Genomic DNA, 14,363 nt, shown 5'->3' with positions numbered 1-14,363 from the left:
GACGATGTTGATTGAAAGACAGAATGCTTTAAACCGGCAGAAGTTCGAAAATCAACATGTATATACGAAGTGAGTTTTCGTTGATTTTTGCGAGATATTACTTTAGATATATTAATAATAACTACTACACTACTACTATGAAAAACCTGTTTAAAAGCGGAGTTCCGTGTATTCGGAATTACCGTCCGGTGTTACCTGACATCGGAAAGCATTCCCTTCTGTCGGAATGTTTTGGGAACAATTCAGTTTCCCGAATTACCTCAATTGAAATAAGTAATCCAGAGTTGAAAGTTTAGCCAGCTTGTTTTGTTGAAATACAGGCGTGCTTTGCTGCGATTTTTCGTTTAATCAGTTTTTTTGATTTGACCGACTAATCCGTTGTGCCTTACTTCTGAATCCGGACTCCGTTTTGGTTCAAGAGTTTGGGTCAACTTTGGTATTATTCCCGATTCTTTCGAACGCGCCTGCATTTGATAAAAATTCAAGTTTGCTTCCCTTTTCAGCCTTTGGTTTCTGAATCAGGACCAAATCAAAAATTATAGCTATGCTGATCTAACTATTAAATGCTTATGAAAAGAACAAAAAGTTTAACAAAGATTCTGGGCGTTTTAATGCTTATGCTGGTTTTGTTTTCTTGCGAAAATGAAATGGATAAGCATTATGAGTCTCCTGACTGGTTAAAAGGTAGTGCCTGGGAGGTACTGGAAGGCCAGGGAGATTATTCTATTTTTCTTGAAGGCGCCGAACTAGCCGGTTTTAAACCCATTTTAGAAGGTAAAAGTTTGGTGACCGTTATGGCTCCAAACGATGAAGCCTTCGCCACTTACCTGACAAAAGCTGGTAAAGGTTCCATTGCAGATTTTACAGTTGCAGAACTGCAAAAACTCATTGGTTTCCACATCATGTATTATTCTTACACTGAAGACAAATTGGTGAACTTCCGACCAGGTCAGGGTGACGATGCTACAGAAGATGAAAAGAACGTAGGAGCAGGATTGTACTACAAATTCCGTACACGCAGTTACGAAGCACCCACCTTGGAAATTGATACAGCTGGTAATGAAGTGACAGTATATCACGCTGAAGCGATGTTGCCGGTATTCTCGTATCGGATGTTTGATACGAAAGGTATTGACGCAAAATACAACTACGAGTATTTCTACTCCGGTTCTACCTGGACTGGAGATCAGGGCTTTAATGTTTCGAATGCGTCAGTCGATGAGTATGAGGTGATTACCGGTAACGGTTATCTATATATGGTTGATCGTGTCGTTGAACCATTGAATACAATTTATAACGAGTTGAAAAGTCGTTCAGATTATTCAACCTATTTGAAATTGTACGACAATTACGATTATTACGAATACGATGACCAATTAACCGTTGACTTTGGTAATGGCACCGATTTGTATCTTCACCTGCACGAATTGCCTTTGGCTTCCATTGCATTGGAATGGCCGTCTTCGAACTATCGGAATATTTACACAAATTCGAGCTTGGCTTTCAGTACGTTTGCACCTTCAAATACAGCCTTTGACCAATTTTTTGACGAGTACTGGGCTCCGGGAGGATATGCAAATCTGGATTCAGTTAATAGCATCGCGATGCGCTACTTAATCAGAAACACTTTTTACGGTTCGTCTATTGTTTTCCCTGAAGAGATTAAAGGCGGCGAAGTTGTGAATAGTTACAATACAACAATTTATTTCGATGTTGACGCAGTACCCGCCGAAAACCGCGTGGTTTGTCAAAACGGTGTTTTCTACGGTTTGGAAGAGTTAACTCCACCGGATATGTACAAATCAGTAACCGGTCCGGCTTTCCAGAATAAGGATCTTTCGTGGTATCTGTATATGCTTGATGCAACCAGTTTGTTGGTTGGTTTGTCGAGCGATGAATCCAGTTTCACACTTTTGATTCCAAGCAACGCGCAAATGACAGAAGGTGGAATGGGAGTTGTAGATGGCGAGCTGTGGTCGTCTGACGATGGCGATTATGCGTCGATGAGCAATTCAGCTATGACCGAGACTGTTAACCTGCACACGGTGACTGGAAATAAAACAATATCAACAAGTGGTACACAAGTGCTTCGCACCAATATCCCTTATTCATACTGGTATCTGAAAGATGGTCAAATTACAACGAGCGTCTTATTCAATAGCTATTTTGAAAATCCAAGCAGCACAGTTGAGTTCTACGACTTAACTGAAACAAGTTACAACGGTTTGCCTTGGAGTAACGGTAAGGCTTATACCTACGACAGCCCCGAAATTTTCAGACCAGTCCTTTCTACAGCCTCTGCTGAATATCGTTTGGCGATTACTTCAGATGCTACCTATCCGTATCAGAAGTTTTCTCAGCTGTTGCGGACTGCCGGTGTTGTAAATTCATCTGCAGGAACAATTGATTTTCTGGATGTTGTTCGTGCTGACGAGGCGCATTTTATGGTGTTTGTACCAACTAATGATGCGCTTGACGCAGCCATTGCAGCAGGTAAAATTCCAGGTGTAGATACAGCTGGCGGGCTGACTGACGCGGATGCGTTGGCGGCTTACTTGAGATGCTATTTTGTGCCTGCAGAATACAACGGTCTTACAACTTATCCTTATCTAGGATCAGGTGTAAACGGGAATTATTCAACAATCAGATCCTACCTGTCAGGCGGAAATATTGCCTCTACGTTGACAATCACTGATAACGGATCAAAATTGAGTGTACAATTGAATGATGCAAGCTATGGTACCGGAACGAGTGTAGATGTAGTTCCTGACTTCGATTATTTCCCATTTTCCTATAGTGATGGTGGGGTACACTATATCAACGGGGTACTTTAAGGCTTGTTAAACGATGAAGGATTTAACATTCAAAGCAAAAATCACTCGGTCGTTGAATGATTTAGCTACTGTAAGAAAAATTAGTATTTCTCATGAAACCGATTCACTATGAATAAAATAAAATATTTAATAATCGTCTTTATACTCCTGTTTTCAGGAATGCTTCAGGCACAGAATACGAAGGTTCTGTCCGGTCGGGTTTTTGAAATGGTAAACGGAGAAAAGCAACCTATACCCGGGGCGAACGTGGTTGTTGCCAACAACCAAAACCGTTTCTTAACCGGTGTGGCAACGGGCCCCAATGGCGAATATAATTTCCGGGTTCCTGCCAACGAAGAAGGACTCAATATCATCTTCTCATTCATTGGTTTAAAAAGTAAGAAGATTCCTTACACCGGTCAGCCAACGATTGACGTGGTCCTGGAATCGGAAGACAAAGTTGTGACTGAAGTTGTGGTACAAGGCCGGCACGTTGACCGTGTTACCGGTATCACTGAAAAACAACAGACCGCAGCAACTCAACGTGTTGATATGGATGAGATCATGTCTGTTTCGCCTGTTACTTCACTGGAAGAAGCACTTCAAGGTCAGCTTGGTGGTGTGGATATCATTTCGGGTGGTGACCCGGGTGCGAAAAGTTCAATCCGTATTCGTGGTACGAGTACCTTGAACGCTTCTGCCGACCCACTGATCGTTATCGATGGTATTCCTTACAGCACGACCATTAGCGACGACTTTAACTTTGCAACCGCCAATGCTGAAGACTTTGGTCAGTTGATCAACATTGCACCAACAGACATCGAATCAATCGAAGTATTGAAAGATGCTGCGGCAACCGCTATTTGGGGTACTAAAGGGGGTAACGGGGTTTTGATGATCACGACTAAAAAAGGATCGAAAGGAAAAACCCGCTTTACGTTCTCTTCAAAATTAACAACCCGATTCGAGCCGGAACCAATTCCACTTTTGGATGGTAACGAATATGTAGCGTTGATGCAGGACGCGATCTGGAACGCAGCAAATGCAAAGGGGTTAGCAAATTCGCAGGATTTGGTACAGCTGCTTTACGATACACCTGAAATTAACTACAGTCCAAACTGGCGTTATTTCGACGAGTACAATCAAAATACGGACTGGTTAGACGAAATCGTTCGCACCTCTATTGTTTCCGACAATAACTTCTCTATGTCGGGTGGTGGTGATAAAGCGATCTATCGTTTCTCAGTTGGTTACCTGAATGACCAGGGTACAACGATTGGTACTTCGCTCGATCGTTTTACATCACTGTTGAGTATCAACTACAACTTCTCGCAAAAATTGCGTGTTGACGTTGATTACAGTTTTACGCAAACAGAGAAAAACTCGAACTACGATAGCGGTAGCAGCAGCTGGCGTAACGCCCGTTCTGAGGCAATGGCTAAAATGCCGAACAAGAGTCCGTACTGGATTGGCGAAGACGGTGAGCGTACCGATGAATATTTCTCTCGTCAAAACTCCGACGAATTCCAGGGGGCCTTTACCGGACAAAAGAATTATAACCCGGTAGCTTTGGTAAATGAAGGTTACAATACTTCATCTATTCGGGAAAACCGGATTACTTTCCGTTTGAACTACTATATCACTCCGGAACTGACCTATACTGGCTACACCAGTATGAAGTTGAGCTCGAACCGGAACGAAAAATTCCTGCCACAGGTTGCTACCGGTGTTACCGGTGTAAGCGCTTATGCAAACCGCAGTTCTGATGCCGTTTCGGATGGCTTCAACCTGATTACAGAGAATAAATTATTGTATCGTAAAAATTGGAGCGAGAAACATAACCTGGTGGCGATGGGACTGTTCCGTACCGAACAAGCTCAGGGATCAAGTTACTACAGCCAGATTTCAGGTGCTGCCTCTGCTGGCTTGGCCGATCCGACAACCGGAGGTACGGTAACCGATGAAGGCTCGGGTACATCAGAAACCCGTTCGATGTCTGGTATTGCGAATGCTCACTACACTTTTATGGAGCGTTATATGGTTAACGCAACAGTTAACTTCGAAGGTAACTCCAGCTTAGGCAAATCAGAACGTTGGGGCGCTTTCCCCGCGGTTGGTTTGGCTTGGCAAGCTCAGGAAGAAGACTTTATCAAAAACCTTGGTTGGGTTGATCAGGCAAAGATCCGTGTAAGTTATGGTGTGTCCGGTCGTTCACCGAGTGGCGCGTCTCCTTATATTGGTTCGTTCCAGGCTTTGGATGAAAACTACATGGATATGGCAGCAATTGCTCCAATCAAAATTCAATTGGATAACCTGAAGTGGGAAACTTCGAAAGAACTCGACTTTGGTGCGGACTTTATTTTTATGGAGAACAAATTCAAGTTCACGTTCGACTGGTATAATAAAAAGACAAACGATTTGTTGCAGAAGAATGTGAGTGTTCCGGCTTCGACTGGTTTCACGACAATTGCCTGGTATAACTCGGGTGAAATTACAAACACAGGGATTGAATTACGTGGTGATTACGAAATCTACAAAAACAGAGATTGGCGTATCACAGTCAATGCAAACATTAACCGTAACGTCAACAAAATTGTCGCTTTACCCGACAACCTGACTCAGGAAAGCTACACATTCGGTAATGGCAACTATGCACAACGCCTGGAGACTGGTGTGCCGGTGGGCTCGTTCTATGGTTATAAGTACGAAGGTGTTTACCAAAACGTAGCTGAGACTTATGCCCGCGATGCTGCCGGAAATATTATGAATGATGTGGACGGTGACCCGATCGTTATGCAGAACGGAACGCTTCAGGCATTCCCTGGTGATGCAAAATACAAGGACACCAACAACGATGGTGTGATCAACCAATACGATATCGTTTACCTGGGTAACAGTATGCCGGTATTCACCGGTGGTGGTGGTTTCCAGGTGAAATATAAATCATGGACTTTAACAACATTCTTCCACGGTCGCGCCGGACAAAAGGTGATCAACCAGGGTCGAATGAATACAGAATCAATGTACGGACGTGACAACCAAAGTACAGCAACATTGAGAAGATGGAGAAGTGAAGGTGACGTGACCGATATTCCGAGAGCACTTTACAACTACGGGTACAACTATCTTGGATCAGATCGCTTTGTTGAAGATGCTTCTTTCATCCGTCTGAAAACACTTTCATTGAGCTATAACATGCCTCGCGATTTTGTACAGAAGTTAGGTATGCAGTCGTTGAATGTCTTTTTAACAGGTTACGACTTGTTTACGTGGACAAAATATGCAGGACAGGATCCGGAGGTGAAAATGCCAAGCGCGACAAATGCCTTGGTTAAAGATGAGTCCAGTACACCAATTTCAAGACGTTTTGCACTTGGTGTGAATATTAACTTCTAAAGGAGGATTCGAATTTATGAAAAAGATTAAATACCTATTATTGATAGCAATCCTGGCCTTTCAGTTTACGGCATGTAACGATTGGCTGACGGTGCTGCCTGAAAACGAACAGGTAAGCGATGAATACTGGACCTCCAAGGAAGAAGTGGAGTCTGTATTGGCTGCAGGATACGTTTATTTACGCGATGCTGTTCCTTACCTCGTTCGTTGGGGGGAGCTTCGGGGAGCAGGCATTTACACGACCGTTGGAGGTAATGTGAGCGGAGGGGATTTACAAACATTCCAGGTTACTGCCGATGACACCTACATGTGTACCTGGGCTCCGTTGTATAAAGTCATCAACATGTCGAACTCGGTTATCGCAAATGCAGAAACGGTTCTGCAACGCGATGCGACCTTCGACGAAGCAGTGATGAACTCTTATTTAACTGAAGCCTATTTCCTGAGAGCTCTAAGTTATTTCTATATCGTTCGCAACTGGCGTGATGCTCCGCTGATTACTGAGCCTTATGAAACGGACAAAATCAGCTACGAAAAAGAAAAGTCAACAGAAGCGGAAATTATTGCTCAGATAAAAGAAGATATCTCGACAGCTTTGGCAACCGGTGCAGCAAAAGAGAAATTCGAAGAAGATTGGGCAACCAAAGGACGCGCAACCAAATGGGCATTGCATGCTTTAATGGCCGATGTTTGTTTGTGGAACGAAGAATATGAAACGGCAGTGATGCACTGTAATGAGATCATCGATGCGACTTCTTCTTTCCGTCCTGTATTCGTGACAGACCCAACCAAATGGTACGAACTTTATTATCCGGGCAACAGCAACGGTTCAATTTTCGAAATCAATTGGGACCAGTCAACCTACAGCCAATCGAACAGTTTGGCAACAATGTTTGGAAAATCGGGTAACATATTCCAATACACCGATCAAATGTTGATGGACTGGATTGAAGAAACCGACTTGACCGGAACAAACGATGCTGTTCGTACCATGTATGGTGGCTATGTAACCGATGTGGTTGTGACTAACTACCAAAAAGCGACAACAGGCTATGTTTGGAAATATTCGGGTATTGGTTTGCAGGACCAGGTGAGAGCCTCGAGCACAGAGCAGGACCCTAACTTTATTGTTTACCGTATGGCCGACGTGATGCTGATGAAAGCAGAAGCACTGATTTCAGTTGGTACTCAAAGCTGGCAAACGGCAATTGACCTGATTAATACCATCCGCACCCGTTCGAATCTTCCGGCTTTGGAGCCTGTTCTGGAAGAACTAAGCGAAGCAGATATGTTGGAGCTTGTTTTACACGAACGCAATATGGAACTGGCGGCTGAAGGTAAGCGTTGGTACGACTTGCTTCGTTTAGGAAAACGCGATGGTTTCGCCTACCGCGATAAATTCCTGGTAAACATGGTTGTTGACTACAACAATACAGCTAACCCTGCATGGATTAGATCAGTATTAAACAATGACGATGCGCTCTACTTGCCGATTGAAACGAGTGAGATTGAGAACAACAGGAAGCTCGTGCAAAATCCGTACTACCAAGTATTAAACTAAAAGAAGACCAAGATTATGAAAAAATATTTGCTATTAAGTATGGTGTTGCTGCTCCTGTTCTCATGCCAGGACCCATACGAAAATGACAATTTTGTGGTGTACGATTTGTACCCTGCAGCTACATACCTGGAAAGTCGTCAGGACGAATTTTCAGAGTGGATCGAGATCTTGAATTACGCCGATATGTACAATGCGGTTAACCAGGCCAGCAAAACGTTCACCCTATTTGTGCCTAACAACGAAGCTGTTGAAGCATTCCTGGAGGCACGAGGAGTTTCTGCTGTTACAGATTTGACTAAAGAATACGCCAAGGCGTTGGTGAAATACCATGTTATCGAAGGCGAAATTTCTCAAAAGGAATTCTTGCTTGGGGGTAAATTGACAATGCCGACTTTGTCTGGTGACTATCTTTCCGTGTCGTTCGACGACAGCGAAACATCTGAAGGAGGTATTAATTCAGTCTACCTGAATGACGAAGCCTTAGTTGACGAATTCGCAAACGAGGTAACCAATGGTTATGTATATGCGCTGAAAGGTGTGCTTACTCCGTTGGTGGAAACAATCTACGATCGTTTGGTTGAGAACGATGACTATTCAATCTTTAAAGATGCGGTAGAAGCAACCGGCTGGGATGAGACTTTGAATACCGTTTATGACACCATTCAAAATGAGTACGGTGGAAGCTCGGTTGTGAAAAGAAACTATACTGCTTTTGTGGTTTCAAACACAACTTTTGCTGCCGATGGAGTTTCTTCACTTTCTGATTTGGTGAGCAAAGTTGGAGCTTCAAACGATTACGAAAATTCGGAAAATGCGCTTTACCAGTATGTGGCGTATCACTTGTTGTCGTCAACCAAGTATATCGAAGATCTTTACACGTTCTCAGGTGATGATTCAACTGCCGTGTGGAGCACCTTAGCCGATAAACAGGTTCTTTCAACCAGTGATATTGACGGAAGTTACTACGTAAATTATGACGACGAAACCTCTACAGGAATCAGCTTTGTTACTGATATGACAGATATCCCGGCGAAGAACGGTTTGTTACAGGAAGTGAACGATTATATGCCTGTTTTCTCTCCAAAACCAGTGACCATTATTTGGGATGTTTGTGATTACGACGATGTAGCGTCCTATGTGAACGCTTATGGTGCCAGTAACAGCTTGGGAGATATTTTCCAGATTATTCAGGCAAATGAATACAAAGTGACTTTCGACCCGGATGCGGTTACAAGTTATGAATGGAATGCATTCTCTTCAGCTTCTTCGGGTTCTTACCCGGCATGTGGATACCTGATCACCAAATCGAACGACGGTGGGGTAACGAACACTTACGGTGCATACAAAAACGACATGTTGTTTGTAAACCTGGGGTATTCCGGTAACATCACCATGCAGACACCGGTGGTATTGAAAGGTCGTTACAAAGTTGAATTATTCTACGCAAGTGCAGGTTCATTAAGTGAGTTTGTGTCGGGCGGTAGTTTGTGTAAATTCTCCTTAGACGATACTTCCAATGAAGTTTATGTGTATGACGGAGCTAGCGCTTCGGTTGGAATCTATGGCTTGACTCTTTTCAGCGAAATCGAATTTGAAGCAAGCGATAACCACCAATTGAAGATTGTTCTTTTGGATCCGAGAGCGACGACAAGCAGCGCTTATCGTCTGCAGTTGGATTACATTAAGTTTACTCCTATTAACGATTAATTCGTAGGTTATGAAAAGAAGTTTTTTATATATCGTTGTGGCTTTATTGCTGCTGTCCTCGGCTTGTACCGAAAAGTGGGATCAGCACTACATGCCTGAAAATAAAGAGGTGGCAAGTGACTTAATAGAAGTTGCTAGTATGTCTGCCGAAGAGTACATCCAGTCGAATACCGATTTGACTTCTATCGCCAGCTTATTTACAGAACAAAATGTATTTACAGAATTAGAGTCGAAAGATCAGTTGTTCACCGTTTTGGTTTATTCAAACTCGGTCATGAGCGGCGCGCAAATCGACGATCCTGCATTTTTTGCAAATACCTGTGTGAGCGACCTGGCTTTTACCCCTACCAAATTAGTCGATGGTTTGTCCATCCGGATGTGGAACGGTAAATACCTGGCAGTAGCGGTCGATAAAACAACCAATACGACCGATTATTACATTGCAGAATCAAAGATTTCTAAAATTATTCAGGTGGACAATGGATATGTTTACTTGATGAGCAGTCCGATTTATGCACCGAAATCGATGTATGAAGTGCTGAATGCGCTTGGCGACGATTATTCAATGTTTAAAGATCTGGTGTTCTCTTACGAAGAACAAACATTCGATCGCAGCAACAGTGTGCCTGTCGGAATCGACAACACAGGTAACACCGTTTACGATTCAGTTTTTGTTACGAAAAACCTGTTGATGGACCGTTATAGTTCAGGTGGTAGCGAAAGTTGGAACATGCGTTCTGAATTCTATTCATCAACCATGTTGATTCCAAACAATACACTAGTTGAAGGTGCTTTAACAAAAGCCTACCAGGATGTTCGCGATGCATTGGGACGTGAGCCGAATGCGAACGATACCTTAAAGTTCGAGCAGTATATCATTAAATCAGCATTTTATGATTATGTGATAAGTGCGGATAGCCTGAATGGGGTTACCGATATTTATTCGGTTTCTGGTTATATTGAAGGCGAGTCTTCTTCAACATCAGGTGTACAGTGGAAGCCAACCGTTCAACGCGTGGATACCTCTAACCCGGTTCAGTTGAGTAACGGTGTTGCTTACTATACTACTGCGTTGAAGATCCCTAACAACGTTGTAATCTACCGGATTAAAAACCGATTCTATATTTGGGAATATTGTGATGAGACTCAAAAAGCTGAGTACTTCAAAACTGTAGGCATGCAGAACTTCGATGTAAAAGATGAAGGCGGTTTTGGACCGCTTGGACCATGGCCTTTCATCCCGTACAAAACCTTGCGCGCTTACCCAACAGCTGATGCTATTGCCAATAAAAGTGTTGTTTCAGTTGAATTTACAGGTATTTCACTGAATGAAGACGGAACAATTGCCGTTGTGATGGTACCTCCTGGTGAGTACAACTTAAGAATGGGATTCAGAAATCAAAGTTTCCCGTATCGTGATCAGGTTTATGTGAACGATGTACTTGTTAACGACAATGTAAACCCCAATACACACTACGACCGTACCGCACTGGGTTATCCCGAAGGATATGTTTGGAAGGATTATTATGCTATCAGTAACCGGGCTAATTACTACGACTGCGATGGTTCAGAAGTCGGAATCGTTACGATTGAGGGGACAGAATTACAACCAATCAGAATCAAGGTAGAAAGTAATAGCCTGACAACATATGCTTTTGACGGAAGTAGCAAAGCTTATTATCAGACTTACTGCTGGACATTACGGCCTACTGCGAATAATTATTAATGGATAAAGTATTGAATATGAGACAATATAGAATAGCACTGACAATACTGTTTCTTTTATTGGTATGTGGATTGTCGGCTCAGAATATTTCAGTAAAAGGTAAAGTTACTTCCTCCGACAAGATAGGCATTTCGGCTGCTGTTGTGACCATCAGCGGTACGGAAGGCGTTGTACAGACCAATGAAAACGGCGAATTCGAGGTAGAAGTCGTTGATCCCGAAGGTACCCTGACAGTTTCGGCTGAAGGGTTCTACGAAGTTTCGCAACCTCTTCTGGGGCGAACTGAAGTTTTTGTGGTGATGGTTGATTTGGCCAAACCCAAGTACAATGAGGATTTAGTGTTTCCTTTTCGTAACCTGACATCGGGAACGCAAACATCGGCTGCCAAAAACCTCGCATCAAAGGATTTTGACCAGGTTCATACCATCGAGAATGCTTTGCAAGGCGAAATCTCTGGTTTGAGAGTTACCAATAAAAGCGGAATGCCCGGCGAAGGTGCTTACTTAAACCTTCGCGGTATTCGGTCGATGGTCAGTAAAAATATGCCGTTGATTTTGGTGAACGGTGTACCTTATATGCCCGATACGGAAGAGTCTCCAATTATTGGAGGCTACTCTCGCGGTATGTTGGCCGGACTGAACGTTTCGGATATTCAAAACATCACTGTTTTGAAAGGAGCAGAAGCTTCGATTTATGGCTCAATGGCAGCCAACGGAGTGATCCTGATTGAAACCAATGGCGCTTCCGCTACGGATAAATTGGAAACGCAGATTAGTTTGAATTCTCAGTTCGGTGTGAACTGGAACGATCGGAGACTTCCGGTAATGAATGGTGATGAGTATAAATCGTACCTGACGGATATCGGTTTAACTTATTACGATAACATGGCTGACCTGATCTCGAATTTCCCTTTCCTGGTAGACGATCCTGAATATTACTACAACTATTTGTACAATAATAAAACGGACTGGCAGGACGAGATTTACGCTCCGTCAATGGTGTCAAACAATGTTCTTCGTGTTGAAGGTGGAGACGCTGTTGCAAAATATGATGTTGCTCTTGGATACATGACCGAAGGAGGTGTGGTTGACGGTACAAAGCGTAACCGTTACAACACACAAATCAATACCAGTATCAATGTAAACCGTAAGTTGGAGTTGGTTGCCAGTATTGGTTTGGCATACATGCAAGCAGATTTGCAGGAACAAGGTATGATCGAGGAAACAAACCCGGTGTTGGTTGCCTACAGCAAATTGCCGATGCTGAGTCCTTACAAGAAAGATCCGGACGGAAGCATTTTGGCTGATTACGATGTTTACAGATATGGTGTGAGTAACCCGGTAGCGATCGTCAATACATTGACAGCTGAAGATCGTCAACACAATGTGAACCTTCGTTTCGGAGCAAATTATAAACTAACTTCAGACTTGTTGCTTTCAGGAACCTTTGGTTTGTACTACAACTACGACCAGGAGAATATTTTCATACCGGGACGCAGTAGCGCTACCATTGTAGCCATGAATAACGGATTGGCAGAGAACACCGTTCGTTCGGGAGTTGGTGAAGTCAAAAATCTGTATTACAATGTAAACGCGAACTATAAAAAGATTCTGAGTAACGGAAACTTATTCAATGCATATGGTGGTATTCAAATGCTGACCAGCAAAAAGGAATACGACGCCGGTTCAGGGTACAATACAGCGAATGACTTTTACCAAACGCTGGATTTTGTGGAAAGCGGTACGACCCAATTCTACGGATACATCGACGAATGGAACTGGATGAATATGTATGCTCACGGTGATTACACCATGAATAACTTGTTGAGAGCTTCGGTAAATGTTGCTTTGGACGGAACATCTTCATCAGGCGTTGACGCTTCCAGATTAGGCGTGTTTCCTTCTGCCGGCTTGACTTTCATGGCGAAGAACCTGACTAGTCTTGAGAATTCCTCATTCGTAAATAAATTAAATCTCCGTGTTGAATACGGGTTAACCGGTAACAGCCGTTTCTCCTCAAATTACGGTAAAAACTACTACGAGAGCACACCATTCCTGGTATTGTCGGGCATTGTACGCTCAAGTATCCCCAATACAAACCTGAAGTGGGAAACAACCAAACAACTGGATCTGGGTGCAGATATTTCACTGCTTGATAACAGATTGGATTTAGGAATTGGCTATTTCAATGCGAAATCGTCTGATGTGCTGTTTGCCAAACCAATCAGCTCTGTTCTGGGGTCTTCAACCTACTATGACAATGTTGCAGAAATTTCAAACTCGGGTATCGAACTTGAATTGTCGGCTGCTTTGTTGAAAACGAAAGATTTCGAATGGATTATCGGTGGAAACATTAGCACTTTGAACAATGAAGTTAAGTCGTTAGGCGGTACAACATCTACAACGATGGAATTACCTGACGGAGCCGAGCTGATTACTGCAGTTGGCGAAAACCCATACAGCTTCTACGGTTATAAAGCAGTTGGTGTATTTGCTTCACAAGCTGAAGCCAGCGCTGCTAATTTGAAAGACTGGCGCGGTGAAAGCTACGAGGCTGGTGATGTGCATTACCAGGATGTAAACAACGATGGACAAATCAGCGACGAAGACAAACAAATCTTAGGATCTGCAACGCCTGATTTCTTTGGTGGATTCAATACCTATGTGCGTTACAAAAATATCTCGTTATCAGCTGAGTTCACTTACACTTCGGGCAACGAAGCGTACAACGGAACCCGTCGTTCAATCGAAGCTTTGGACAGCTTCAACAACCAATCGCGTGCAGCCGTTAACCGTTGGCAATTGGATGGTCAGCAAACAGATATTCCAAAAGCTGTTTACGGTGACCCAATGAATAACAATGCATTCTCATCTCGTTGGATTGAAGATGCATCCTATGTGAAGCTGAAATATGTGACTTTGGCTTACGAATTCGATAAAGCTGTTTTGAATTTCTTCCGTTCAGGTAAAATTTATGTAACAGGTGAAAACTTGTTTACCTGGACAAACTACCTGGGACTTGATCCGGAATTTGCATACTCTTATGATGATGCACTTCAAGGTGTCGACTACTCTAAAGTTGTTCTTCCACGAACAGTTAAGTTTGGTTTCAATCTGAAATTCTAACCCGGGAATTTGAAAACATGCAATACAGAATTGAC

General features: G+C 43.1%; 6 protein-coding genes. All 6 read left to right on the top strand.

The genetic code is table 11. From position 1 onward, the window contains the following. The first annotated feature begins 647 nt into the window (after window positions 1-647). Window positions 648-2,834 carry a fasciclin domain-containing protein gene (locus BC643_RS06440; protein WP_170154481.1) on the top strand — a complete coding sequence of 729 codons (2,187 nt, stop codon included), beginning with the start codon at window positions 648-650 and terminating at the stop codon, window positions 2,832-2,834. Between the two features lie 108 nt (window positions 2,835-2,942). Next, on the top strand, window positions 2,943-6,209 hold the full coding sequence (locus tag BC643_RS06435) for a SusC/RagA family TonB-linked outer membrane protein (protein WP_120272310.1): 3,267 nt from the start codon (window positions 2,943-2,945) through the stop codon (window positions 6,207-6,209). 16 nt (window positions 6,210-6,225) lie between these two features. Then, window positions 6,226-7,770: a RagB/SusD family nutrient uptake outer membrane protein gene (locus BC643_RS06430; RefSeq protein WP_120272309.1), complete on the top strand. Its 1,545-nt coding sequence runs from the start codon at window positions 6,226-6,228 to the stop codon at window positions 7,768-7,770. A gap of 15 nt (window positions 7,771-7,785) precedes the next feature. Then, window positions 7,786-9,477 (top strand): DUF5108 domain-containing protein, encoded by a 1,692-nt coding sequence (locus BC643_RS06425; protein WP_120272308.1) that lies wholly within the window; start codon window positions 7,786-7,788, stop codon window positions 9,475-9,477. Window positions 9,478-9,487: 10 nt separating this feature from the next. Beyond that, window positions 9,488-11,203: a hypothetical protein gene (locus BC643_RS06420; protein WP_120272307.1), complete on the top strand. Its 1,716-nt coding sequence runs from the start codon at window positions 9,488-9,490 to the stop codon at window positions 11,201-11,203. A gap of 17 nt (window positions 11,204-11,220) precedes the next feature. After that, window positions 11,221-14,328, top strand: coding sequence for a SusC/RagA family TonB-linked outer membrane protein (locus tag BC643_RS06415; RefSeq protein ID WP_120274175.1), 3,108 nt, complete (start codon window positions 11,221-11,223; stop codon window positions 14,326-14,328). The last annotated feature ends 35 nt before the right edge of the window (window positions 14,329-14,363 follow it).

The organism is Mangrovibacterium diazotrophicum (assembly GCF_003610535.1).
In the GTDB taxonomy this organism is placed as follows: Bacteria; Bacteroidota; Bacteroidia; order Bacteroidales; family Prolixibacteraceae; genus Mangrovibacterium; species Mangrovibacterium diazotrophicum.
This window is presented reverse-complemented; position numbering and strand designations above follow the sequence as displayed.